The sequence below is a fragment of the Halomonas sp. TP35 genome, from assembly GCF_052375975.1.
GTDB lineage: Bacteria > Pseudomonadota > Gammaproteobacteria > Pseudomonadales > Halomonadaceae > Vreelandella > Vreelandella citrativorans.
Window position 1 is genome coordinate 19,716 of sequence record NZ_JBQSUZ010000012.1, and the last position, 25,098, is coordinate 44,813.

A 25,098-nucleotide genomic window follows, 5' to 3' on the forward strand; every position below is an offset into this window, starting at 1 on the left:
TGGGAGAGATCATGTCCATCAACGTTTCTGATACTGTCCGCCGTTCCTCTAGCTGGAGTCTGTCTCCCGCCCGTACCGTTTTCCTGCACACAGCGATAATGATTGCCTTTTTAGCAGCATCGAGTGCACCTACCCCGCTGTACCAACTTTATCAGCAGCAGTGGAGCTTTAGCGCAACACTGCTGACGGTGGTTTTTGCCACTTACGCGCTGGCTTTGCTTTTGGCACTGCTGGTGACGGGGAGGCTGTCCGATCATATTGGTCGACGTCCGGTTATTGCCATGGCGTTGTCGCTACAGATCATCGCTATGGTGGTTTTTTTGGGTGCGGCCGGGCCGGGTTGGCTGATTGGTGCGCGCGCTCTGCAAGGCTTTGCCACGGGTGTGGCCACTGCAGCAGTTGGCGCGGCGATACTCGATGTTAGTCGGGAGAGGGGGGCTGTGATTAACAGCATCTCACCACTGCTTGGCATGGCAGCCGGTGCGCTAGGCAGTACCTCATTGGTCGTGTTGGCGCCCGATCCGCTGCACATGGTGTACGCGTTGCTGCTGGCTATTTTTCTGGTGATGCTGGGCTTGATTTGGCTGGCACCAGAGACGGTGACATATCGCCCGGGTGCATGGGCAAGCCTGAAACCACGCATTACCGTGCCGCTGCAAGCGCGCAAAACGCTGTTATCTGTCACTCCTGCAAACGTGGCAGTGTGGATGCTAGGTGGTTTTTATCTATCGCTTATGCCATCGCTGATCGTTGACGTTACGCATGTGAGCACGCCATGGCTGGGTGGTCTTGTCGTCGCAGCGCTAACGCTCACCGGCGCCACAGCGGTTCTGGCGGCTCGCAAGCTGAGCTCTTTTACAGCCCTCTTGTCTGGCGAACTTGCCTTGGTCGCAGGGCTGGTTGTCATTTTGGTCGGGGCTAACCAGGGAAACGCTGTCTTGCTGTTGGCCGGGTCGGTCATTGCGGGGTTTGGGTTTGGCGCGAGCTTTCTCGGGGCTGTACGCAGTGTCCTGCCGTTGGCTGAGCCCCATGAACGTGCCGCGCTGATGGGCGTGTTCTATATCGAAAGTTATCTGGCCCATAGCGTGCCCACGATGGCTGTCGGCTACTTGGCTCAGAAGGTCGGCTTGTTGGCCGCGGTTAATGTCTATGGTGCGGTGATCACAGCACTGGCCTTGCTCGCCATTACCCTGCTGCTTATGCAAGCGCGCACCTTAATGAAGAAAGGAAATCAAGCATGACTGTTCAAAATGTCTCCCCTATGTCCGCCGAGGAAACCCTGGCTTTGGCTACCAGTCTGGGGCTGCCCCTGGACTCTGAACGTGCGCCACTGATTGCTGGCGTACTGCATCACATACACACGGTCATTGCCCGGCTCGACGAATTACCTATTGATGAGTCATACACTCCTTCATTTGCCTTTGATGCTAGCCAGGGGAACAAACCATGCTAAACCCATTAAACCTGACACTGGCCCAAGCCAGTGCCGCCATCGCGGCACGCGAACTGTCACCAGTAGAATTGTTGGATGCGGCCTTGGCGCGTATTGGTGCGCGAGAGCCAGAGATCAACGCTTTTGTATCTGTATGGGAAGAAGCCGCCCGTGTGCAGGCGCTTGAGGCCGAGCGAGACATTCAACATGGCCGTTACCGTGGGCCGCTGCATGGCATTCCTATCGCGCTGAAAGACTTGTTCGATGTTGCTGGCCAACCCACCACTGCCAGCTCCCGTGTTCGGGACGGACACCTGGCCGAGGCCAACAGCGCAGTAACGGATGCCTTGCTGCGTGCCGGCGCCATACTCCTGGGCAAGACCCATACGCATGAGTTCGCTTTCGGCCTGACCACACCACAAACGCGCAATCCGCTTGATGCGCGGCGCACGCCGGGTGGTTCCAGTGGGGGTTCTGCCGCAGCGGTTGCTTACGGCGGAGTCTGGGCAGCCATGGGGACCGATACCGGTGGCTCGATTCGGGTGCCCGCAGCACTTTGCGGGCTGGTCGGGTTCAAGCCCACGTATGGTTTGGTCTCTCGCCACGGTACTATGCCCCTGGCCTGGTCGCTCGATCATGCGGGCCCTATTGCACGCACGGTAGAGGATGTTGGCCTGTTATTGCAGGCAGTGATGGGCTTTGATGCGCGCGACCCCGCTAGCCGTACTCCTCCTGCCTCTTTCGATACCAACGAACAGTCAAGTGTGCATGGGCTGCGTGTTGGTATTCCACGCAACTACTATTTTGACCACGTTGCGGAGCCAGTCGCTGCGGCTGTTAGGCGTGCGGCAGCGCATCTGGAACAACAGGGCGCCGTGCTGGTGGAGGTGGATATTCCTCTGGCTGACTACCTCATCCCGACTCAGTGGGGCCTGATGGTGGCCGAGGCAGCAACCGTGCACGCCAAGGACATACGCCAATCAGCATCGCTATACGGCAATGATGTACGCACCTTGCTTGAAGCCGGACAACTGCTGCCAGCAGGCGATTATCTGAAGGCGCAGCGTGCCCGAGACCTCATCGCCAAGCGCTGGAGTTCTCTGTTTTCAGACATCGACGTTTTACTGGCACCCACCGTTCCTCAGACAGCAGCACGCTTGGAGCAGGAGACGTTTGATTGGGAAGACGGCAGTCAAGAGAGTGTCTCCGAAGCGTATGTGCGCTTATGCGCACCCGCCAATGTGACCGGACTACCCGCGCTGACGGTGCCATTTGGTAAAGATCATCAAGGGCTGCCCGTAGGCGTCCAGATTATGGGCAAGGCATTTGATGACGCCAAAGTGCTACAGGTTGGGCGTGCCATTGAGCAGCCTCTTTCCCCCATTTAACCGGCCTGTGTCTCTCTATCGGCAGTGGGTGCGTGCTTACGCTTGCGCGTCCCATGCCGTCCCAGCGGTATCATCATGGGCTTGCCCGTGACCGGGTCGTCGATGACCCGGCTTTCCAGGCCAAATACGTCGCGTACCATCTGTTCGGTAAATACGTCTTCCGATGGGCCAACGGCGTAGATGTTGCCGTTCGCCATGGCGACTAGCTTGTCGGCGTAACGGGCGGCCAGGTTCAGCTCGTGAAGCACCATCACAATGGTGGTGCCGCGCGTTTGGTTTAAGTCGGTGAGCAGGTCGAGCACTTCGATCTGGTGGTTGATGTCCAGAAAGGTAGTGGGTTCATCCAGCAGCAGTACATCGGTTTGCTGAGCAAGAGCCATGGCGATCCACGCCCGCTGGCGCTGCCCGCCGGAAAGTTCTTCTACGGCGCTGTCGGCCAGGTTGGCCATGTGAGTCGCGCTTAAAGCATCGGCTACGGCGGCTTCATCGGCAGCACTCCAGCGTTGGAAAAGCCCTTGATGCGGGTGGCGGCCGCGGCTCACCAGCTCAAGCACGGTAATGCCTTCTGGCGCGATAGGCGACTGAGGCAGAAACCCCAGCTGTTGCGCCAAGCGGCGGGCGGGGAGCTTGTGAATGGCATTTCCATCCAGCAACACGTTGCCTTGCTCCGGTGTCAGGAGCCGTGAAAGCACGCGTAACAGCGTAGATTTTCCACAGGCGTTAGCGCCCACAATAGCGGTTGTTTTCCCCGCTTGAACGGTTAGGCTAACGTCATTAAGAATGGTCCGTTCGCCGTAGCCTGCGGTCAGGTGTTGGGCGAGTAGCGACGAAGCGCTCATAGGGTGCCTCTGCTTTTATTGTCGCGAGTAATCAGGTAAACGAGATAGGGGGCGCCTAATACGCCGGTCACAATGCCGACCGGATAGCGGGCAGGTAGCAGAAACTGGCCCGCGTAGTCTGCCAAAAGCACCAGCAGAGCGCCTACCAGCGCAGAAGGAATCAATAGCGAGCCGTTGCGCCCCACTAAACGTGCCGCAATGGGACCGGAAAGAAACGCCACAAACGCAATCGGGCCGGTTACCGCAGTGGCAAAGGCGACAAGTGCCACTGCGGTAATCACCACAGTAATTCGCGTGAGGGCTAGACGAACGCCTAATCCCACCGCGATATCGTCGCCCATGCGCAGGGTTTCCAGGTCTCGGTGGCGGCTTAACAACAGCCCGCCAAACAGTAGCAGGGCGATAAACAGCGGTAGTGCCTGCTCAAGCTGGACACCGTTAAGGCTACCTGCCATCCAGCGTAATGCTTCCTGTAGCGACCAACTGGGCGCGCGCATTAAAAGGTACGCCGTAACGCTTTGTAGCATCGCGGCCAGGCCAATGCCGATGAGAATTAATCGAGCGCCGGTTACGCCTTGCTGCCAGGAGAGCCCGTAGATTAACAGCGCCACGCCTAGCCCCGCCGCAATCGCAATGATTGAAACTGCCGTGCCACTGAGCGATAGCACCACAATGGCAAACACTGCGCCGGTGCTCGCGCCGGTGCTAATGCCGATAATGTCGGGGCTTGCCAGCGGATTACGCAGTAGGGTTTGAAAAGCGACACCGCCCAGTCCAAAACAGGCGCCTGCCAGCACCGCAACCACGGCCCTTGGTAAGCGTAATTCTCGCACGGTAAAACTGGCCCCGGGCACCTCGGCGCCACCCAGAATGCGCAGCACCGTGGTGAGTGGCGTAAAGGATTGCCCCAGCATCAAGGTCAACACTACGCCTGCCAGTAAACAGGCGGCCAATACCGCAAGCATCCGCCCCTGGCGCTTGGCGTGTGCCCGACGCATCTGCCCGTAAGGACGGTGCCCATGGCGTTGAGAGGGGGAGGAAGGAGTGGCGTTATAAGAGGGCGGGTTCATAGCGCGCCTACTTTGCGGTTGCGTACAATCCAGATAAACACGGGAGCACCGATAAAGGCGGTAACGATGCTCGCATCAAGCTCCGCAGGATGCGCTACCAGCCGGCCCACCACATCTGAAAACGTTAACAGCACGGCGCCACCCAGGGCGGAAAACGGCAATAGCCAGCGGTAGTCACCGCCGACAAGCAGGCGGCAGGCATGCGGCACCACCAGCCCGACAAAGCCGATGGGGCCACAGATAGCCGTAATCGGGCCGCATAGCAGTACTGCGCCCACCGCCGACATGGCTCTGGCGACGGCGACTTTTTCGCCCAGGCCCGCAGCGGCATCGTCGCCCAGTGCCAGCAGGTTGAGCTTGCGCGCGGCGAGTAAAGTGATCATAAAACCTGCGAGCAGAAAAGGCAGTACGGGCATGATCTGGTCGTACGTCGCGCCGCCAATGCCGCCCACCAGCCACGACTGCACCAGCCCCGCAATATCGCCGCGTGGCAGTATAACGGCCGTCGCCAGCGAGCTTAGCGCCGCCGTTGTCGCGGCCCCGGCCAACGCCAACCTGAGCGGTGTAGCGCCCCCGCGGGCCAGGCTGGCAATAGTGTAAACCGCCACGGCGGCAAGCCCGGCACCCAGAATAGCCGTCCAGATATAAGTCGTGGTTTCATCAATCCCAAACCACGCGATCCCTATTACAATGGCCAGTGCTGCACCGGCGTTAACGCCTAACAGGCCGGGGTCGGCAAGCGGATTACGGGTAAGCCCTTGCATAACGCCTCCCGATACGGCGAGTGCCGCGCCCGCAAGCACTGCCAGTAGAGTACGCGGCAAGCGACTCGCCACGGCGGCATCGCCAATGGTTTCTACCTGCCCGCTTAGCGCTGCCGCTATCTCTGGCCAACCCACCGTGCGAGCGCCAAACGCTACAGAAAGCGTTAGCGCCAACGCAAGCAGCGCCAGCAGCAGTAGGCCTCCAGCAAGGCGCGTGCCTCGCTTGTTACGCTGCCGGGTAACGCTAGCGGTTGGCGCAGTAACAACGCTACTCTGCGTGGCGTGCGGCTTCTGAGAGCAGGTCAGCATAATCGTCTAATAACCATGAAATCGACATGGGTGTCGGATTGGCCGCAGTACCCAGCGGACTATTGTCGAGCAGCACAATGGCGCCGTTTTCAACGACTGGCAGCCGAGAGGTCAACGGATGGGCTTCGAGCTGTTCAATCAGCGCTTGTCCGCCGTAGGTGACCAGAATATCCACGTCTGCCAGTTGGTCGATTAGCTCAGCGCTGATTTCGCCTGAAAAAGTGCCCGGTGCCGAGTTGGCTTGAACGATCTCTGGCGAGACCAGCCCCAGGTCATGGAAGAATCGCACGCGTGCATCGTTATCGGTGTAGAAAGAGATGCGCCCCAGGTTGGTGGGGTCGAGGTGCGTCACGAACATGGCTGTTTTGCCCTCTAGTTCGGCATGCGCCTGGGCAGTTTCAGCAATTTGGCGTTCAAGGCGTTCAATCAGTGCCTGGCCTTCGTCGGCCATGCCCATGCCAGCGCTATTGAGACGAATCATATCGCGCCAGTCTGTCGCCCACGGGCCTTCGGAGTAACCGACTACCGGGGCAATTTGGCTCAAGGTGGTGTAGTCCGCTTGGCTAAGCCCTGAGTAGGCCGCAAGGATTACATCAGGTTGACTGGCCGCAACGGCCTCAAAATCAATGCCATCACCTTCATCGAACAGGGCGGGGGGCGTTACTTCAAGTTCTTCAAGCCTGGCTTCCACCCAAGGCAGCAAGCCGTTGCCGTTGGTATCGCCAAAATTAGCGGCAGCAAAGCCGACCGGTACAACGCCTAACGCCAGCGGCACCTCGTGGTTCGCCCACGCCACGGTGGCGATTCGTTCCGGTTTTTCCTGAAGGATGGTGGTGCCAAGGGCGTGTTCGATTTCTAACGGGTACTCTTGGGCGCTTACGGACGTAGCACCGAGGCTGCACGCCGCCAGAAGCGATACGCAAACGGATATGCTCTTACGCAACAATGCCATAGCTTCCTCTAAAGCTTTAGTTCTGATAATCGATAGTCTTGGAATTGATGGTCATTACGAAATGTGGTTAGTATAAAACGGGTTCTAAATAATTATGATTTACATTACCACTATTGACTACTCCAGACCACCTCCGGATACTCTCACGGCCTTTTTCACAAAAATCATCAGGCGGCGGGGCGGGTTTATTCACTTCCAGGGATCTTGAACATGTTTGACAGCACTAGCACAGTCTGGCCCAACACGAATCGACTACGGTGGCAGCAGACCACTACCGCCATACTGTGCAGCACAACGCTCATCACGATTCCCATGATTGGGAATGCACAGGAAGCAGGCGACGGTAATGGCAATAACGGAGACTATCGCCTCGCCCCGATTATCGTTAATGCCCAAGCTTATGCTGACGATGATGCCAACTCGATAGTGGCTCAAGAACTATGGGTGGGCGGTAAGGTTGCCACCAGTCTTCTCGATACGCCCGCCTCCGTATCGGTCATTACTGAAAAAGAGATTGAGCAGCGAAACGCCTCTACCACCGAGGAAGTCCTGCAATATACGCCAGGGGTTATCACTGGTTACTACGGCACTGATGACCGTAACGACTATTTCAAGATCCGGGGTTTCCAAGCCACCACCTATCGTGACGGGCTTACGCTGGGCTCAATGCGCGGTGTGCGTGAGGAGCCGTTCGCCTATGAGCGCGTTGAAGTACTGCGTGGGGCCAACTCCACACTTTTCGGCCCAGCCGACCCGGGTGGCTCGGTCAACTTCGTGAGCAAACGGCCCAAATTTGAAAGCTTTGGTGAAGGATATCTATCTTACGGGTCATTTGATCACAAAGAGGCCGGTATTGATGTTGGCGACATATTGAATGCTGATGGGACGTTGGCCTACCGCTTCACCGGCACTATCAAGGACAGTGATCGTGAGTATGATCATTCCAAAGATAACCATGGCTTCTTGATGGGGGGCTTGGCTTGGGAGCCAACAGAGTACACCTCAGCGAGCGTCATATTCGACTATTTGAAGCGGGATGACACTCCTAATAGTGGCGGTTACCCACTCGACCGAGAGTATGATCGTAGCGTCTTTTTTGGCGAGCCTGATTTCAACTATCATGAGGTTGAGCGTACCAGTGTTACTGGGCAACTCATCCATGATTTCAATAACGGGCTGATTCTACAAAGTAATCTGCGCTATAGCGATCTGAAGGACGACTTCGGTTACGTCTATATCACTGATTCTGCAGCGCGGGTAGGCAGCGTGTTGGATCGCGATTATTTCGGTTCCGACAGCAAAGCACGGGAATTGATCGGCAATGCTCTCCTGCAATACGATGCTCGCTTTGACTGGTTCGATAGCAGCACTATTGCGGGGGTAGAGTATCGTGATGCTTCAACTGAGGACAGTTCCTTTTTTGGAGACTCAGCGCCTATCGACATTGCAAACCCTGTATATAGTGGCGGTCCAACCAGCCTGAACGTTTACAGTAGCAACAAGCAGGACTACACGACCAAATCGGTTTTCTTGACGCAAAATTTGTCTTTCTATGATCGCTTCATTGTCACTGGGGGCGTGCGCAATGATTCCCTAGATATCTCTAGTGAAGATAGGGATGGCGTTACCACGTCCGATGATTTTTCTGAAACTTCCGTTCGCGGAGCACTGACCTATCGAATCACTGATGAAATTTCTACCTATATCAGTATGGTGGAATCGGTTGCACCACCTTCTATAGGTGTTAAGCCTGAACGGGGCGAACAGTATGAAATTGGTGCGAAATACGCTCCCTTCGGCACAAATGCGCTGTTCTCTGCAGCGATCTACGACCTGACCAGAAATGACGTCACTATCTCGGTAACGCAGGATAATGGGGTGATTGAACGGGAAACTGTTGGTGAATCCCGTGTAAAAGGCCTTGATCTGGAAGCTAAAGTTGAGTTATCTGATAACTTGAGCTTAATCGGCGGCTATTCCTACATGGATTCAGAAGTGGTGCGCGACGACAACGCATCCAGGCAAGGAAATGAATTTGCCATTGCTCCTAAACATTCGGCTTCACTCTGGGGATATTATACGCTTCCCGCGACGCCCATGAGCATTGGTCTGGGTGCACGTTATACAGGTACCTATTACTATGATGTCGGCAATACATCCAAGAGTGATGCCGCAACACTCTATGATGCGGCCTTAAGTTATCAAATCGTCGAAAACACTGACCTCACCGTTAACGTTAGTAACCTGTTTGATGAGCAACACGTCGTTGGGTCAGCCACAGCAAACTACTATAATCCGGGGCGTGAAATTACCGCAAAAGTCAGTTACCAGTGGTGATGTGATCCCACCAGATTGCATGGTAATTCGCTAACGCCCTAGAACACCCTGGCTTGGATCGGGGTGTTTTTTTTGCTAATAATTTGATTGTTACTGGTTAACGCTGGCTGAGTCAGTGTCTCTTAAGCGTGTCGTTATGTGTCCCGGTCTGGTGCCGGTTCGTTAGTGTCTACCGTCGTCGGAACTTTATTCTCCAGCGCAGCCAGCGCAATTTTATAGCAATCCTCAATATGGCTATTGCCCATATACTTCATCGCCGTAAAACTGATGCCACCCGCCACGGCGCTGCCGACAAAGGGTACATATTTAGCCACACCGGTGGCTGCTACTTTGACGCCCATCTTTTGAAGCAGCGATACCACCAGTTTTTTGGTGATGTACTTCCCGGCCATCTTGCTGCCGACATTGGAAATAGCGGTCATTACCATCACTTTTGATTCGGTATCCAAGTCTTCGATTTGCTCGGGCGTTAGGCCGAATTTATCGTTTATTTTGGGAATGAGTCTTAGCAATATGGCAACGTCTGACCCGATATCCACGCCGGGAATGGGGATGATCGCTGTGCCAGCAGAAAGGCTGGAGCTTCTGGTCACCATTGAGTGGCATGTTTTTCTGATGGCTTCTAGCTCTTCGCGTGATTCGATCATTTAAAAGTCCTTTTTACGATGCGCTAACACCATTGTAGTCGATAGCTACTTGAGGAAGAGGGGCGCCTCGCCACGCTTCTACGCATCGTCGCCTCTATTTATCCACAGCCGTGTTCGCTGCAGGCAAGCGTGTGGTCGTATAGCGTTTGGATGATCTGGCAGTCGGCGGTTTTGCCACCCCGGCATTGCTGTACTACCTGGCGTAGCTCAGTAGCGAGCGCTTGCAACTTGGCAATGCGTGCTTCCAGATGCTGAAGGTGCCGAGTGGCGATGTCGTCAGCCGCGCCGCAGTCGGTGTCCGGGTGGTCTGAAAGTGCCAATAATTCTTGAATGCTAGGTAGGTCGAGACCGAGGCTGCGGCCGTGACGAATAAAGCCGATACGCGCAAGCGCTGCTTGATCGTAATGCCGGTAGCCTTGCTCGCTGCGTTTGGCGGGTGGCAGTAACCCGAGCTTTTCGTAATGACGAATGCTTTCCGGTGAGCAGCCTGTGCGGGTAGCCACTTCACCAATGCGATATGTGTTTTTCATCGGCTTGACCCTGTAACGATTACAGGGTTTAGGCTAGCCCCTATTCCCACTGTGGACAAGCAGGTGATGACATGACGCTGGTTATAGAGCTATTGCAAATTGCGTTAACGGCGGCCCCGTGGCTGCTGTTGGGGTTGGTAATTGCTGGGCTGATTAAAGCATGGCTGCCGGAACACGTGCTGCAGCGCTGGATGGGAGGGCGTGGCTTGGGCAGCATTGTGCGGGCGGCGGTCATAGGTATGCCCCTGCCGCTGTGTTCGTGTGGCGCGATTCCTACCGCTATTGCTTTGCATCGTGGTGGTGCGGGGCGTGGGCCCACGACGTCTTTTTTAATCAGCACGCCGGGGGTGGGCGTTGATTCCATTCTACTGACCAGCGTACTGCTTGGCCCGTTGATGGCCGTCGTGCGTGTCATCGGTGCATTAGTAACGGCCATTGTCACCGGGCTGCTAGTCGGATTAACGCGTGAACCTGCAACTCCCGCCCCTGCCACGCCTGGCGGCTGCTGCGCTTCATCCGGCTGCCATACGCCCACCCCGAAAGCTGACGAACCCAGCGGTTTGAAGGCCGGGCTACGTTATGCGTTTAGTGATCTATTGGATGATATCAGCGCGTGGGTGTTTGCCGGGCTGTTGCTGGCGGGCGTGCTGGTAACGCTGGTGCCGCCTGATACACTGGCCAATTACTCAGGTGGGTTGCTGGCGCTTGCGCTGATGGCCGTGGTGGGCATCCCGCTCTACATTTGTGCGGCAGCGGCCACGCCGGTTGCCGCTGGGCTGCTGTTAGCGGGGATTTCACCGGGTATGGCGCTGGTTTTCCTGCTGGCAGGGCCGATCACCAGCCTGGCGACGTTAGCGATATTGCGTCGCGAACTGGGCAATGCCGCGTTGGCGGTTTATCTTGCCAGCGTGCTTGTCGTTACTGTGCTCGTAGGTTGGACAGTAGATGGCGTGCTGGGAATGACGGGCTGGAACGTGGTCGATCAGGCAAGCGAGGTTCAGGAGCTACTGCCTGTTTGGCTGGAGTGGTTGGCGCTGGCAGTGCTGGCTCTGGTGGCTGTTCGCCCCGTGCGTAAGCGCTTGCTGGGGTTTTAAACATTCACCGTTTGAGACAGCGTGATGAAGCAGCAACGGGTAGGGAGTACCTACCCGTTGCTTGGTGGTTAGTCAGCCTCTTGGGACGTTGATGGCTGCTCGGGTGGCTCGGTGGATGTTGGCTCGGGCTCCTCTGACTCAGAGGCGTTTGCTTCAGGCTCCTGCACCGGTGGGGCAGGTGGATTATCCGGCGTAACCCGCCAAATCGCATTGGTCAGATCATCGGCAATAATAAGCGCGCCATCCGGGTCAATAGTGACACCGACCGGGCGGCCAAGTGCTCTGCCATCATCGGTAAGAAATCCGCTGGCAAAATCAATCGGGTCGCTGTCAGCAAGCTGGCCGTTACTGAAAGGGATGAAGCTTACCTTGTAGCCAACCGGGTCCGCGCGGTTCCAACTGCCGTGCTCACCCACAAAAACGCCCTCGGCGTACTCTTCGCCCATGGCGGGAGTAGAGAAAGCAAGGCCAAGCGGGGCTACGTGAGAGCCCAGGCTGTAGTCCGGTGCAATCGCGGACGCCACTTTTTCAGGATCTTCCGGACGTACGCGAGGGTCAACATGCTGCCCCCAGTAGCTGTAAGGCCAGCCATAAAAGCTGCCCTCCTGAACCGAGGTGAGATAATCAGGTACCAGATCCGGGCCTAATTCATCACGCTCGTTCACCACTGCCCAAAGCTGATCGGTTTCTGGGTGGATGGCGAGCGCCGTGGGGTTGCGCAGGCCGGTGGCATAAGGGCGGTGCGCGCCCGTATCGACATTGATCTCCCACACTTCGGCGCGATTAACCTCCGCCTCCATGCCCCGCTCGGTAATATTGCTGTTCGAGCCGATACCGACATAAACAAACTGCCCATCGGCACTGGCGGTCATCGCTTTGGTCCAGTGGTGGTTGATCGCTGAGGGCAATTGCGCAATGACCTCGGGCGGCCCGCTGGCCTCTGTCTGGCCCTCTTCATAATCAAAGCGCACCAGCGCATCCTGGTTGGCCACATAAAGGTTGTTGTCTACCAAGGCCAGCCCATAAGGTGCGTTAAGGTCTTGTGCGAAAACCATCTGTTCGTAGCTGCCGTCGCCATTGTCATCGCGTAGCAGGGTTAAGCGGTCGCCGCCCTCTACAGCGGTGTTGCCTTGGTCCTTGATGTACCCAGCGATCACATCCTTGGGCTTTAATGCAGGTGCATTACCGCCGCTACCTTCCGCCACCAGAATATCGCCATTAGGCAGCATGATGGTTTGCCGGGGCACCTTAAGATCAGAAGCAATCCTGGCGATGGTGTAGCCCCCAGGTACCGTCGGTAGCCTGTCGCCCCATTCGGCGGGCTCGGGGACGGTCATGTCTGGCAGCAGCCCGCGCTGTGGCTCGGGGAGTGTTGGGTTGGGGCCAAAGGGCTGTTCTACATCAAAGGCATTCGCGCCGCTGGCAGCCAGCATAAATGCCAGCGGCGTTGTGTAACGAAGGGCGAAATGTTTCATGACGTTGCTCCGACAGTGGGCCGAGAAAAACCGATCCAAATCGCTGCGACGCTCAATACGGTAACGATGATCGAAAGAATAAAGCCAGTGGGCATCATGGCCCAGGCATCGCGGGCATGCACCAGGGCATTGATAAAGCCAAGTATCCAGATGACCAGCAAGAGTGCTGGGTAAACCAGAACAAGCCCGCGACGATGTTCGGCACGAAAGAGACCGATAATTGCGCATAAAAACGCCAGGCCTGCGAAAACAAGCCCGCCAGCAATTAACCAGGAAGAAAATGTGCCCCATTGAATATGAAAGCTTTTCGAGTAGGCGTAATCGCTTAACGCTGCGCCAAGAAAAAGTGGAAAAATGCTCACCAGTAATACGGCATGAAGCGGATAGATGCCGCCTGGATAGGTCGTCGTTGTAGACCTCCTCATGATACGCCCTCCTTGATAAGTGACCCCAAAAAACGTGGTCAAACCCGCTCTCTATACGGGCTTACGATAGCCAGCTGGATAGCTGACAACGTGAGTATAGGTCACGTTTTGCTACCCCAAAAATTGCCATGTTTTTCGGTTAATACAATAAGCGCAGAAGATGAGCGCTGCGGTAACTATCGAAAAAAATATGTTCGTTAGTTGATGTGAGAATGTTTTTTGTGAACAGGGAATGATTAATTATTATAAGGAAAGGGGGGTTAAACTAATGTCTACTTACTTAAAAAAATTATATTAATCAAAAGAATAGTTGAATATTAGGAAGAGAGTTGTTTTTTTATATTGTTTTTTTCAATACCCCCTATAGGATGAAAAAAGGAAAGCGATATTTTCTAAAAAGAACATTCGATCGCTCTAAACAGAGCGAACCATTCACATGGAATAGCTGGGTACGATGCTTGAAACAATTTTTCTATACGAAATAGTGGGTACAGCCATATTGACGCTCTTGGGGTGTGGCGTAGTCGCTAACGTGCTGCTGAACAAAACCAACGGGAATGGCAGCGATGGCATCGTTATCTTCTTTGGTTGGGGACTAGCGGTCTTTTGCGCGGTTTATGTTGCCTATGAGACTGGGGCACATATCAATCCCGCCGTTACGCTTGGATTGCTCGTCGGCCCGGCGACGGAATACGCCCCCGGCATCCCTATTAACGCTGTGACCACTGCGGCCTACTTTGCGGCTGAGCTCATCGGTGCCTGGTTGGGTGCCACCGTTTGCTATCTGGCCTATAAAAAGCATTACGACGCGACCGAAGACGCGTCAAGCATACTGGCGACGTTCTCTACAGGCCCGGCGATTCCTTCTTACGGGTGGAATCTGGTCACTGAGATCATCGGTACCTTTGTGCTGGTGTTCGTCATTATCATGTTTGGTCATACACCTTCTGGGCTTGGCCCGTTGGCGGTGGCATTGCTGGTAGTATCCATTGGTGCTTCGCTGGGTGGGCCTACAGGCTATGCGATCAACCCCGCTCGGGACTTGGGGCCGCGCATTGCCCACGCATTACTTCCCATTAAGCACAAGGGGACGAACAACTGGTCTTACGCTTGGGTCCCTATTTTAGGACCCCTTATCGGCAGTGTCCTTGCCGGGCTTGCCGCTTATGTTTATTAAGTCAGCCTGCTGATTTGATCCCTTTTAAAACAATCATTTAACGTTAACGCTTGAGAGGCATTTCATGAGCCAGAAAAACTACGTTCTCGCTATTGACCAAGGCACCACCAGCACGCGGGCGATGCTGTTTGACCATGAAGGCCGGGTTGTCAGCGTAGCCCAGCATGAGTTTGAGCAGATTTTTACGCGCCCGGGTTGGGTCGAGCACTGCCCTCGCGAAATCATGACCAGCGTGCTGACCACCTTGACCGAGGTGATTAACAACAGCGGCGTTGATGTCTCCGAAGTTGCCTCTATCGGTATTACCAACCAGCGTGAAACCACCGTGGTATGGGATAAAAATACCGGGCAGGCCGTACATAACGCCATTGTCTGGCAGTCGCGTCATTCCGCCGAAATCTGCGATGAGCTGCGCGAAGCGGGCCATGCCGATATGATTCGCGATAAAACCGGGCTGGTCATTGATGCTTACTTCTCCGCCACCAAATTGAAGTGGATTTTCGACAACGTAGCGGGCGTTAAGGAAAAAGCGGAAAAGGGCGATTTGCTGTTCGGCACCATCGATTCCTGGCTGGTGTGGAACCTGACTGGCGGTGCTGTGCATGCGACAGATGTCAGCAACGCATCGCGCACGATGCTGTTTAATATTCGTGACCGGAAGTGGGACCCGGAGCTGCTGGCACTGTTTGGCGTACCTGAGTCACTGCTGCCCGAAGTTAAGTCCAGCAGTGAAGTTTACGGCAACGTGCTGCCTAAATTCCTGATGGGGCAGGAAGTGCCGATTGCCGGTATCGCTGGCGACCAGAACGCCGCGCTGTTCGGCCAAGCCTGTTTCGAGCCGGGTATGGCGAAAAACACCTATGGCACAGGCTGCTTTACGTTAATGAACACGGGCACCCAAGCCACGCCGTCTAAAAATGGCCTGCTTACTACTGTTGCGTGGGAAGTGGATGGCACGCTGGAATACGCCCTTGAAGGTAGCGTATTTGTGGCGGGCTCGGTGATCCAGTGGTTGCGTGATGGCCTGAGAATGCTGGGCAAAGCGTCTGATTCCGAAGCGTACGCCACGCGCGCTAAGGATAATGACGGCGTTTATATGGTGCCTGCCTTTACCGGGCTGGGGGCACCTTACTGGAACTCTAACGTACGCGGCGCCATGTTTGGGCTCTCTCGGGGCACTCAAAAAGAGCACTTTGTGCGTGCGGCGGTCGAATCACTTGCCTACCAAAGTGCCGATGTTCTTAAAGCCATGCAGGCGGATGCCGACATTGCGTTAACCGAGCTTCGCACCGACGGTGGGGCGATCTCCAATGATTTTCTCGCTCAGTTCCAAGCCGACATACTGGGGGTCGACGTACTGCGTTGTGAGGTGAATGAAACCACTGCGCTTGGCGCGGCGTATCTTGCTGGCCTCGCCGTTGGCTTCTGGAAGTCGCGGGATGAAATCGTTGCACAGTGGGCGCTGGAGCGTCGCTTTGAGCCGCAGATGAAAGATGAAAAGCGCGACGAACTTTATGCCGGCTGGAAAAAGGCCGTCAACGCTACCATGGCATTCCACGTAGAGTCCTAAGCGTAACGCTGTAAGCGCAGGTGTTTGTCACGCCCCGGCCCAGGCCGGGGCTTCGCGTTATAGGCGCCCGCGTCGCATTAATAATGACCCGCAAGGAGCCATGCCTTTTTCTTTACAATCTCTTATTCCTTCGGGTTTACTTGGGTTTAGTTAATTAAAAGTGGTCTAGCTATTAGACGTACTACGCTTGAGGCGACCAGGAGAATAACCGTCTGAATATTCATGCCACTATGGCAAGACCTCGATTGGCTTGCTTCACCCCGCGACCGTTGAGGCGAAGGCATGAATAAAGCCACGCTTTATCAACAGCTGGCGCCTGAAGCTCGGCATGAAAAGGGGCTTTCAAGGCTCAATCAGTTTATCTGCCTGTTGATTCTACTTGCCTCGATGACTGCCATATTGGAGACAGAACCGACGCTTCGCCTGATGGCTCCTGGGCTTTTTCCTGCTCTAGAAGCCATCTTTGTCGGGTTGTTTATGGTGGAGTATCTGCTGCGTTTGTATGCCATTGGTGAGGATCCTCGTTATCGAGGCTTGGGCGGCCGGCTGCGTTATATTTTCTCGTTTTGGGCACTGATAGATCTGATGGCGATTTTGCCCTATTTCATGGGCTTTATCGTTTATAACAATGCCTTTTTACTGCGTTTATTACGGCTGGCACGTATGTTGCGCTTGGCACGGCTCGGGCGGTTCAGCCAGGCCTGGGCCTCTTTAGCCGATGCACTAAAATCCCGTTCCCACGAGCTGCTACTTAGTGCGGGCGTCGCCGGTTTATTGCTGCTTTTTTCATCCTGCTGCCTGTATGTGGTGGAAGCTGCTGCCCAGCCTGAAGCCTTTGGCAGTGTGCCGCGCGCCTTGTGGTGGAGCATCGCAACGCTCACCACGGTAGGTTATGGCGATGTCACACCCGTCACAGCGCTGGGAAAAGTGTTCGCAGGCCTAACTGCCGTGGCCGGTATCGGCCTTATTGCTATGCCCACCGGCATTTTGGCCGCTGCGTTTAGCGATGCGTTTCAAAATAAACGTAATTCGTAAAGAGAGTGTAGAGCGTCAGGTTCAGAATAATGGATATTTTATTCCAGAATGCTTGATTCACTATTTACCGCTTTAACTCTGCAGATACTCCTCCGGCAGGCGTTCGGCCAGAAAGTCCATAAACAGCCGGGCGCGTTGGGATAGTGTGGCTTGGCGGTAGTAGACGGCATTGATGGCCTGCATTTGAAGTTCGGTATGATTGGGCAGTACATCGACCAATGCACCTGCCTTGCGGGGCTTGATGGTCATGAAGTCGGCAAGGCAGACGATCCCTTCCCCTTTAAGCGCTAGCTCAATCAGCGTGCTGCCGCTGGAGGCGGAGAGGGCGGGCGTAATATGTAAGCACTCACCATCGGCACGGCGCAGTGGCCAGTGGTTAAGGTGTTCAAGCTGGCTGAAACCGAGCAAACTATGGTGCTCAAGCTCTTCAATACTTTGAGGAGTGCCCGCGCGCTCAAGGTAAGCAGCGCTTGCCAAGAGGCGAAGCGGGCTATGGCCCAAGCGCCGGGCATGTAACGAAGAGTCGTCCAACTCTCCGATACGAATGGCGAGGTCCACACGCTGTTCCAGCAGGTCAACAAAACGGTCGTGGGTATCCAGCTGTAGCGTAATGCCGGGGTAGCGGGCACGAAACTCACCAAGTACCGGCACAATGACAAACTGCATAAAGCTGGGCGCGGCGTTCACCCGTAGCCGCCCTTGAGGTTGGCCGTGGTGATGCTGAACGGACTCTTCCGCGGCTTCTACCGCAGTTAGAATACGGCGGCAGTGCTGTAAAAACGTTCCTCCCTCTTCAGTTAGCTCCAGGCGGCGGGTGGTTCGTCGTAGCAGGGTGGCGCCAAGCTTGCGTTCCAGGCGGTTAAGCGCTCGGCTGACGCCCGATACCGTAATGCCCAGCCGTTCGGCGGCGCCGGTGATCGAACCGCTGTCCACCACGGTAATAAATGCTTGCTGCTCTTCAAGCGTGGTTTTCATGAGCGTTGTTCTTGCCTGTTCAGGTTAAACACGGTTGTTGATTTTATATCAAAAGTCTCTTGCCAGTGGGCGGGTTTTTCCATGTTTTTAAGCATCCCATAATAGGCGGCATTCAAGCCATGCTGATAGGACTATCACCCATCGGCAGGCAAAGCTATCTATTGGGTAAGAGGTTTTTAACGATGAAGATTCTGTTAATCAATGGCGGCAAGCCGTTCGCACATTCTGGCGGTGAGCTCAATAATACCCTGCATGATGTCGCATGGCGTACGCTCGCCGAGCTGGGCCATGAAGTTCGCGAGACGGTAATTGAACAGGGTTACGAAGTCGAGGCCGAGGTGGGAAGATTCCTTTGGGCGGACACCATCGTCTATCAGATGCCAGGTTGGTGGATGGGTGCGCCCTGGAGCGTTAAACGCTACATTGATGAAGTCTTCACCGCCGGGCATGGCTCGCTGTATGCCAGCGACGGCCGCTCGCGCCAAGACCCCACCAGGCAGTACGGCAGTGGCGGCTTGTTACAAGGGCGTCGTTATATGCTGTCGCTCACCTGGAATGCGCCGCTGGCCGCCTTTGATGAGGCAGGTAACTTCTTTGAAGGGCGCGGTGTCGATGGCGTTTACTTCCCGTTCCATAAGTCTCAGGAATTTGTTGGCCTGGAAGCGCTGCCTACGTTTATCGCCAACGATGTGATCAAGGCGCCAGACGTTGCACGTGATATGGCCGCTTATGCTCAGCACCTGACGCGCCTGTTCGGCTAAGTGAATTGATGCTATTACGGGATTAGCGATCTTGTACTTCTTGAGTAAAGTGCTTGGTCGGCGGTTTCGATGGGCGCTGAGGGCGTTCTGCCATAATGTGTGCCAAGCGCTCAAGGGATAGCTCCAGTCGCTCAATCAAACCTTCCAGAAGTACACGGCGATCAGCGGGTACATCACCGTAACGTTTAATGGCCTCTTCCAGCTGTTGACCTGCGGCGTGAATGCCCTGCGGCTCTCGTCCATTTGCGCTCTCTTCAAAACCGTTGGCCAGCGCATGCAGCAGGTTTTGGTGTGCTTCACGAATTAGCGGATGCGGAGCATCATCAAGCCGGTCGCGCAGACGCAGCGTGGCCGTACCCAGGTCAAGCCCGGTCAGGCCGAGTATAAACAGGTGGCGCTGCTCTTCGGGAAGCATGTCGTCGTGCTGGGCCAGCTGCAGAAGGCGGTCGGCCATGTGGCCACTGAACCGGGTTTCGGCATCGCGAATGGAGCGCCGCCGCAGCCCATGAATATCCTGGGATATCGCCTTGATCAAACGCCGCCGTCTTAGCCTTGTGCCCAAACCTGGCAGTAAACGAAAGCCCATCATGACACACGTCAGCCCAATGACGACGGCCACTGTTCGGTTGGCAAAACTGTCAAATGAGAAGTCCATGCCGTTACCGGGCATGGTGAGCATGATATTGAAAATGGTGAAGGAGAGGCAGTAACCCATGATGGCTGGGTTGGTCGCGCCCAGTAGCCCTAAAAACAGCGGGGCACCGAAAATCATCGCCAGCATGGGAAAGCCGTGTGCTTGGGAAAGCAGTACGTGGCCGAATAAAAAGGCGCTGGGGATAGCGGCCAGCATGCCTTTGTAGAACATCATGGTGATCATGACTGGGTTATCGCGGCTCGCAAAAAAGGCCGAGAACAGTGTGCCCAGCATCATGGCGATCATCGCACTTTGCCATGCTGTTACGATCCAAAACAAAGCAAGCAGCGCGAATACCAGCCCTGCGCGTAAGGCGTTAATGCCGGCGGTCAGATGGTCGCGGTGCCAAGCCAGCGGTGATGAGCGAAGCGTGTGGCGGGTGGGGGAGGCTATCGCTTCGCGAGCGTCGAGCATGATCATCGCATGGCCAATCGATTCGCGTAGCCCTAGGCGTAAGCGGCGATCAAGCGGCGCTAATGCGCTACTTTCATTGCTTTCATGAACCAGGTGGCGTAACGCCTGGAGCTCTTTTCTAGCCTGGGGAACGCCTTTTACGTGCTCCGCCTCACGCAACCCCTTCGCGACCTGACAGGCAAGTGTGAGGCTTTGCGGATCAAGCCGATCAGCATGGTCGTGCATAAGCTGATGAAGCGCCTGCACGTTAGCGAAAAAGCGCAGCGTACGCCGTGTAAGCACATGGGTGGCGCGAACCCGGCCAGCGCCTTCCGGGCCTTCAAAGCGTGCGGCTTGACTATCAGTTTCCAGCAGGGTGAGTGGCCCCAGGCTACCGCGCAGTGCAGTTTGCATGGCCGCGATATCATCGCTGGCCTCAAGGCGCAGAGCGGCATGCTCGAACGCCTGGTTAATCACCGTGTCGGCTTGGGTTGCCAAGTGAGTACCTACATGCGAGGGCCATAACAGCGAGCTGACCAGCATGGCGCAAATGGCACCCAGCCCCAGCTCGGAAAGGCGCGCTACGGCAATATCAAAAATGCCAGCGGGCGTACTGTTGCTGGAAATCACCACAATCAGCATGGCGGTAACCGCCGCCATCAGGCAGCCGTAGGTGTAGTTGTTACGCCAAAGTGATCCCACGTAGGTGCACAGCATGATCCAAATAGTTAAAAAAAGGAGCGCCGGGACCCGTGCCTGGGCAAACAGGGCCATGATGACGATGCCCGCAACGGCACCGATAAACGTACCACCCAGCTGGCAGATGCCTTTCTCGATCACCATGCCGCTCATCGGGCGGATCTGAAGAAACGCCGCTGACATCAATGCCCAGTAGGGGCGCTCCAGATCGAAAAAAAGCGCGATGTAAAGTGCGAGCATCATCGCCAGGGTGGTCTTGATGGCAAACTTGACCGCCGTGGCGTCAGGCATCAAGTAGGTTTGAATGAACGGCGACATGGTTTAGTCAGCCTGTTGGGCGGGATGAACACGTACGGTGGCTGTCATGCCTACGCTGAGTAGCATTTCATCGGGAACCTCATCCAGCGTTATACGTACCGGAATACGCTGCGCCAGCCGCACCCAGTTAAACGTGGGTTGTACCTGCGGCAGCAGTTGCTGATTCAGGTTGGTGTTACTGTCGGCAATGCCGCGACCAATACCGGCAACATGGCCATTGAGATGAATATCACCATTCATCAATATCACATCGACAGGGTCACCCACGCTGATCGACGCCATTTTGGTCTCTTCAAAGTAGCCCACCACGTAGTAAGAGTTATCGTTGATGATGGCCATCACCGAGCTGCCGCGGTTAACGTAGTTACCGGCTGAAAACTGCATGTTTAGTACGTGGCCGCTTACCGGTGCGGTTATTTGAGTGCGTTCTAAATCAAGCTCAGCGCTTGCCAAGTCGGCTTGGGCCTGCTGTAAATCGGCGGCGGCAATTCGTGAGTTGATCTGGGCGACCTGTTGGTCTTCGGCGCTAATCGCTTGGCTATTACGTAGCTGGTTGCGGCGACTTTCTTCGGCACGGTTAAGCTCTAACGTCGCGTCACGATGTGCAACCGTTGCCTGTGCTCTATCGACCGCTGCTTGGTAACGCGCATCATCAATCGTAAACAGAAGCTCGCCCTGGTCGACGTGATCGGTGTCCATCACATTAAGTGTTGTCACCCATCCGGAAACATCGGGGGTGATGGTGACCACCTGCGCATGAACGCGGGCATCACGGGTCCAGGGCGTATAAAGGTAGTAGTGCCATAGCCAAATACCGGCCTCAATGGCAATCGCTACAATAACCAGAGTAAGTAGAATACGGAGCGAGTTGCGCATCAGAAACTCTCTTAAGGGCTTTCAAGCAAAATGGTAAACACGTAGGTGATGCCAGCCGTCAGGATGACAAATAGCGATAAATCGAACCATGCCGCGTACCACAGCGTATGGTTTCCCAGCACCCAGTGCAGCAGTGTGCGGATGACCAGCGTGGCAACAAAGCCAAGCAGGGCATAGGCCAGCAGCGGGCTGAGATAAATGCCGCCGAATGCAATTTCCTGAAGACCCATAATACTCCTTCATGACGGCCGATAGCGTCCATCAAACGACCAGGATGAGCAGTCAATGAGGAGATAAGATGGTTTTTCTATCCAGTAACCTCATAAGCATCGTGCCCTCGCGTTAACTAAAAGCGCCACGTAATGCCGGCGATAGGTCCGCCCATTTCGATATCAATGAGTGAGTCTGTTTCATCGCGTTTAACCGATAAATGGCGATAGCCGCCTGAAAGGTAAAGCGTATCGCTGAACTGGTAGTTGAGTGTAGCGACAACTTGCCAGGTGTTTTTTTTCGACATATCCAGGCCGCCAATATCCGCATGAAGCAGTGTGGACCAGTTGGGCGCCCAGAGTGATCGCAGGCGTGCCGCCACAATAGGATCTACCCACTGTTTGGTTTTGGCGACATCAATGCCCAGCGCAGGAATGTTGATGTCGGTATCAATTTGCCAAGCACGTGCACCTGCCAGTAGATCAAGCTGCTGTGTCGGGGTCGTCATCACTTGATAACCCGCAGCGGCCGTTATAAAGCGCTGACGTAGCTTACTATTCGCGACAATGCCGAAGGGCAGCGTGCTTGCCTGGCTAAGGGAGGCCCATGAAATATCGCCAAAAAGTACTAAGCGATCCTGGCGTGCGGTGCCGGTCATGAAGAAGGCGCCATCCAAGTCATCCAAAATGCTGCTGAAAGAGCGTGAAGTACTAACTGTAGGGGCATTTTCAAGCGGGCGCACATCGCCTGCCAATCCGGCCATCCAGACATAGGGGGTAAGCTGAAACCGCCAAGCTTCCTCATTAATGTCATCAGCGTTGATGGGCAAGGCAAGGCCTGCTGCGATGATACCTATAATGGCTGAAAATGACCGTAATCGACGCATCTAAAGGTTCCCCTGCTGTGTTTTATTCGGTTTCCGCTCTTTTTTTGATTAACACGCTGCTTATCCCAACGCCGTTTTGGGGAGACGTTTTATCGGCCTCGTTAGAGTAAGCTATAGTGAGGTTAGATGCTTTGCAAGTCGCTAATATGACCCTAGTCACACTGTTTTTTTACCCAACCTAAGCGACGCTATGCAGCTTTGTTGCAAGGCCTTACGAATAGGCATAACAGACCGACTCTTTATGCGTGAGGCGGTGGCAGTATTGATATATTGCTGTTTAGGACTTCGCCTTGCGTCATACCTAAAGGTAGGCTGTAATTTATTTTTTCACCTTCACTGACATGGATAGTCCAGTAACGCTGGATGTTAGTGCAGATCTTTTGACTCCCAAGTGAATATGGGGCTTATGAAAGCACACAGCTCGTGGCCTACATGGATGGTACTGGTAATTGTATTCGCGTTTTCTAACCTCTGTGCCGCGCAAACTCAGGGCGAAGAAGGCGAAGAAGCTACACAGTGGTTTACCACGGATGAACTGAATGTAGGGCTGGGTGAAGCGCCCGACGAGATTAACCGTATGTCGCCGAGGGAAGCGATTCGGAGTTTTCTTGAGCTGACTGAGGAGGAGGACTATCAGGGTGCCGCCCACGTACTGAATCTTGCCGAACTGTCGCCAGAAGAGCAGCAGGAGCGTGGACATGTGCTGGCCATGCAGTTAGCTGAGGTATTTCGGCGCGGCGAGTGGCTGAGTGCGTCGAACCTTTCAGGCCGCCAGGATGCTGTTATCGAAGACACCACGGGCGAAAACCCGCTCGCTGGTGATCCGCGACGGGATATTGAGTTGGCCTCACTACAAGCCGATGGTGAAGCTTACGACATTCGCCTGGGGCGATACCGAGTAGAAGACGAAGACCCCATCTGGCTAATCATGCCGGGAAGCGTTGCCTCGATTCCTTTACTTTATGATGAGTATGGCCCCTCCATGGTTGAGGAGTATATACCCGACCGATTTAAAACCACGTTCGGCTTTCTAATGGTATGGGAGTGGATTGCCGTTCCCGTCTTTCTTGTATTAATTGTGCTGCTGGGCTGGAGCATCTACACCTTTGTGGGACTGATGGCCCGATGGCTACCTTCTGGCGCGCCCAGTATTTTTGCCGCGCGTATCAAGGGGCCGATGTCGCTCATTGTCATGTCGCTTGTCACGCAGATGCTGCTTGAGTATGTCGTCTCTTTCTCTGCAGTGGCAATGACCACATTCCGTGTTCTGCTGATTACTGTTATGGCGTGGGGAGTCGGCACGATTGCCCTGCGTTTGGTGGACACAATCATGCTGCGCATGGCCCGACGGCTAGTGGGGGAAATCGACGACACCAAACCAAAGGATGAACGTAGGCTTCTCACCACGCTCTATGCGGTACGCCGGGCCGTTATACTGGTGATGGTGTCGGCAGTGACCATCTACGTGCTAAGCCAGATCCAGCTCTTTGAGACGCTGGGCCTTTCATTGTTGGCCTCGGCCAGTGTGTTGGCGGTCTTGGTCGGTATCGCCGGGCAGACCGTGCTGGGCAATATTCTTTCGTCGCTGCAGCTCTCGCTTGCCAAGCCTATTCGTATCGGCGATCTGGTGATATTTGAGGACGAGTGGTGCTATGTGGAAGGTATTTTCTATACCTTCATCCGGCTGCGGGTATGGGATGAACGGCGGATTATTGTTCCAGTGACCTACTTCGTTTCCAAGCCTTTCCAGAATCTGTCGGTCAAGAGTGCGAAAATGTACCGTAGTATGGAGCTGATTCTGCATCTAAGCACCGATATTGCGTTATTGCGCAAAACGTTTCTAGAGTATGCCCAAGAAGAAGATAGCGTCATTGAGCACCATAAACTCCTGTGTTACGCGACCGGGCAAACGGCGACAACGCTGGTGATTACCTGCTACTTTGTGGCTTCTGATCCCATGTCGGGCTGGACCGCTGAAATGAATATCCGGGAAAAGCTGCTGACCTTTATACGTGAAGATCATCCCGATTGGTGGCCAAGAGACGTTATGGTTATTAGCCATCAGGACATCGCTCGCGCGGAAGGCACCAAGCCCCACAAAACAATTATGGGGACAAGCAGTGAAAAGCCGGCCACAGACTCTGAGCCGCGTAAGGAAGAGTAACCTTGTGAAAATGGGGCACTAGATATGGATCTCCAGGAAATGGGCCTTTTCCGACCGTCTTTGTTGCCGGAAAAAGCC

Annotated in this window: 23 protein-coding genes; 10 read left to right on the forward strand and 13 right to left on the reverse strand. The window is 55.0% G+C overall.

The features are described 5' to 3' along the window. Nucleotides 1-11 precede the first annotated feature (11 nt). Genes ACT3RU_RS13460 through ACT3RU_RS13470 form a run of 3 tightly spaced genes read left to right on the forward strand, consistent with a single transcriptional unit; the run spans nt 12 to nt 2,820 of the window. The gene (locus tag ACT3RU_RS13460) at nt 12-1,241 is read left to right on the forward strand and encodes an MFS transporter (RefSeq protein ID WP_483392746.1); all 1,230 of its coding nucleotides are present in this window, start codon (nt 12-14) and stop codon (nt 1,239-1,241) included. Beyond that, on the forward strand, nt 1,238-1,453 hold the full coding sequence (locus ACT3RU_RS13465; protein ID WP_483392747.1) for a hypothetical protein: 216 nt from the start codon (nt 1,238-1,240) through the stop codon (nt 1,451-1,453). Before ACT3RU_RS13460 ends, ACT3RU_RS13465 begins: the two co-directional genes overlap by 4 nt. Then, complete coding sequence (locus tag ACT3RU_RS13470; protein WP_483392748.1) at nt 1,447-2,820, forward strand: amidase; 1,374 nt, start codon at nt 1,447-1,449, stop codon at nt 2,818-2,820. Before ACT3RU_RS13465 ends, ACT3RU_RS13470 begins: the two co-directional genes overlap by 7 nt. Here ACT3RU_RS13470 and ACT3RU_RS13475 read toward each other — a convergent pair. Genes ACT3RU_RS13475 through ACT3RU_RS13490 form a run of 4 tightly spaced genes read right to left on the reverse strand, consistent with a single transcriptional unit; the run spans nt 2,817 to nt 6,754 of the window. Further along, on the reverse strand, nt 2,817-3,659 hold the full coding sequence (locus ACT3RU_RS13475) for an ABC transporter ATP-binding protein (RefSeq protein WP_483392749.1): 843 nt from the start codon (nt 3,657-3,659) through the stop codon (nt 2,817-2,819). The two genes, ACT3RU_RS13470 and ACT3RU_RS13475, sit on opposite strands and share 4 nt — an antisense overlap. Next, nucleotides 3,656-4,729 carry a FecCD family ABC transporter permease gene (locus tag ACT3RU_RS13480; protein WP_483392750.1) on the reverse strand — a complete coding sequence of 358 codons (1,074 nt, stop codon included), beginning with the start codon at nt 4,727-4,729 and terminating at the stop codon, nt 3,656-3,658. The genes ACT3RU_RS13475 and ACT3RU_RS13480 overlap by 4 nt, the downstream gene beginning before the upstream one ends. Next, nucleotides 4,726-5,802, reverse strand: coding sequence for a FecCD family ABC transporter permease (locus tag ACT3RU_RS13485; RefSeq protein ID WP_483392751.1), 1,077 nt, complete (start codon nt 5,800-5,802; stop codon nt 4,726-4,728). The genes ACT3RU_RS13480 and ACT3RU_RS13485 overlap by 4 nt, the downstream gene beginning before the upstream one ends. Continuing rightward, entirely contained in the window at nt 5,762-6,754 is a 993-nt protein-coding gene (locus ACT3RU_RS13490) for an iron-siderophore ABC transporter substrate-binding protein (protein ID WP_444622395.1), read from the reverse strand. The genes ACT3RU_RS13485 and ACT3RU_RS13490 overlap by 41 nt, the downstream gene beginning before the upstream one ends. 210 nt (nt 6,755-6,964) lie before the next feature. Here ACT3RU_RS13490 and ACT3RU_RS13495 point away from each other — a divergent pair, with 210 nt between their 5' ends. After that, nucleotides 6,965-9,091, forward strand: a complete 2,127-nt coding sequence (locus ACT3RU_RS13495) for a TonB-dependent siderophore receptor (protein WP_444622394.1) — start codon at nt 6,965-6,967, stop codon at nt 9,089-9,091. Nucleotides 9,092-9,225: 134 nt separating this feature from the next. Here ACT3RU_RS13495 and ACT3RU_RS13500 read toward each other — a convergent pair whose 3' ends face one another. Then, nucleotides 9,226-9,738, reverse strand: coding sequence for a hypothetical protein (locus tag ACT3RU_RS13500; RefSeq protein WP_444622393.1), 513 nt, complete (start codon nt 9,736-9,738; stop codon nt 9,226-9,228). Between the two features lie 98 nt (nt 9,739-9,836). Next, on the reverse strand, nt 9,837-10,268 hold the full coding sequence (locus tag ACT3RU_RS13505; protein WP_193055396.1) for a MerR family transcriptional regulator: 432 nt from the start codon (nt 10,266-10,268) through the stop codon (nt 9,837-9,839). 71 nt (nt 10,269-10,339) lie between these two features. Here ACT3RU_RS13505 and ACT3RU_RS13510 point away from each other — a divergent pair, with 71 nt between their 5' ends. After that, nucleotides 10,340-11,362: an SO_0444 family Cu/Zn efflux transporter gene (locus tag ACT3RU_RS13510; RefSeq protein ID WP_483392752.1), complete on the forward strand. Its 1,023-nt coding sequence runs from the start codon at nt 10,340-10,342 to the stop codon at nt 11,360-11,362. A gap of 68 nt (nt 11,363-11,430) precedes the next feature. On the opposite strand, the gene ACT3RU_RS13515 is transcribed toward ACT3RU_RS13510, so the two are convergent. Then, complete coding sequence (locus ACT3RU_RS13515; protein ID WP_483392753.1) at nt 11,431-12,837, reverse strand: PQQ-dependent sugar dehydrogenase; 1,407 nt, start codon at nt 12,835-12,837, stop codon at nt 11,431-11,433. Continuing rightward, entirely contained in the window at nt 12,834-13,262 is a 429-nt protein-coding gene (locus tag ACT3RU_RS13520) for a DUF2231 domain-containing protein (RefSeq protein ID WP_087108126.1), read from the reverse strand. The genes ACT3RU_RS13515 and ACT3RU_RS13520 overlap by 4 nt, the downstream gene beginning before the upstream one ends. Nucleotides 13,263-13,716: 454 nt before the next feature. Between ACT3RU_RS13520 and ACT3RU_RS13525 the strand changes: the two genes are divergently transcribed. From ACT3RU_RS13525 to ACT3RU_RS13535, 3 genes are all read left to right on the forward strand, one after another. Continuing rightward, entirely contained in the window at nt 13,717-14,439 is a 723-nt protein-coding gene (locus ACT3RU_RS13525) for an MIP/aquaporin family protein (RefSeq protein WP_192526620.1), read from the forward strand. A 64-nt stretch (nt 14,440-14,503) separates the two neighbouring features. Beyond that, nucleotides 14,504-16,009, forward strand: a complete 1,506-nt coding sequence (glpK, locus tag ACT3RU_RS13530; RefSeq protein WP_483392754.1) for a glycerol kinase GlpK — start codon at nt 14,504-14,506, stop codon at nt 16,007-16,009. Nucleotides 16,010-16,291: 282 nt separating this feature from the next. Beyond that, entirely contained in the window at nt 16,292-17,044 is a 753-nt protein-coding gene (locus tag ACT3RU_RS13535; RefSeq protein WP_087108132.1) for a potassium channel family protein, read from the forward strand. Between the two features lie 72 nt (nt 17,045-17,116). On the opposite strand, the gene ACT3RU_RS13540 is transcribed toward ACT3RU_RS13535, so the two are convergent. Next, entirely contained in the window at nt 17,117-18,019 is a 903-nt protein-coding gene (locus tag ACT3RU_RS13540; RefSeq protein ID WP_192526621.1) for a LysR substrate-binding domain-containing protein, read from the reverse strand. A 182-nt stretch (nt 18,020-18,201) separates the two neighbouring features. Here ACT3RU_RS13540 and ACT3RU_RS13545 point away from each other — a divergent pair, with 182 nt between their 5' ends. Further along, the gene (locus tag ACT3RU_RS13545) at nt 18,202-18,780 is read left to right on the forward strand and encodes an NAD(P)H-dependent oxidoreductase (RefSeq protein ID WP_192526622.1); all 579 of its coding nucleotides are present in this window, start codon (nt 18,202-18,204) and stop codon (nt 18,778-18,780) included. 22 nt (nt 18,781-18,802) lie between these two features. On the opposite strand, the gene ACT3RU_RS13550 is transcribed toward ACT3RU_RS13545, so the two are convergent. The 4 genes from ACT3RU_RS13550 to ACT3RU_RS13565 form a co-directional block, all read right to left on the reverse strand. After that, the gene (locus tag ACT3RU_RS13550; protein ID WP_192526623.1) at nt 18,803-20,884 is read right to left on the reverse strand and encodes an FUSC family protein; all 2,082 of its coding nucleotides are present in this window, start codon (nt 20,882-20,884) and stop codon (nt 18,803-18,805) included. A gap of 3 nt (nt 20,885-20,887) precedes the next feature. Further along, nucleotides 20,888-21,760: an efflux RND transporter periplasmic adaptor subunit gene (locus ACT3RU_RS13555; protein ID WP_192526624.1), complete on the reverse strand. Its 873-nt coding sequence runs from the start codon at nt 21,758-21,760 to the stop codon at nt 20,888-20,890. A gap of 11 nt (nt 21,761-21,771) precedes the next feature. Continuing rightward, nucleotides 21,772-21,990, reverse strand: a complete 219-nt coding sequence (locus ACT3RU_RS13560; RefSeq protein ID WP_192526625.1) for a DUF1656 domain-containing protein — start codon at nt 21,988-21,990, stop codon at nt 21,772-21,774. Between the two features lie 116 nt (nt 21,991-22,106). Beyond that, nucleotides 22,107-22,856, reverse strand: a complete 750-nt coding sequence (locus tag ACT3RU_RS13565; RefSeq protein ID WP_192526626.1) for a hypothetical protein — start codon at nt 22,854-22,856, stop codon at nt 22,107-22,109. Nucleotides 22,857-23,262: 406 nt separating this feature from the next. Between ACT3RU_RS13565 and ACT3RU_RS13570 the strand changes: the two genes are divergently transcribed. Further along, nucleotides 23,263-25,020 carry a mechanosensitive ion channel family protein gene (locus tag ACT3RU_RS13570; protein WP_192526627.1) on the forward strand — a complete coding sequence of 586 codons (1,758 nt, stop codon included), beginning with the start codon at nt 23,263-23,265 and terminating at the stop codon, nt 25,018-25,020. Nucleotides 25,021-25,098: the final 78 nt, after the last annotated feature.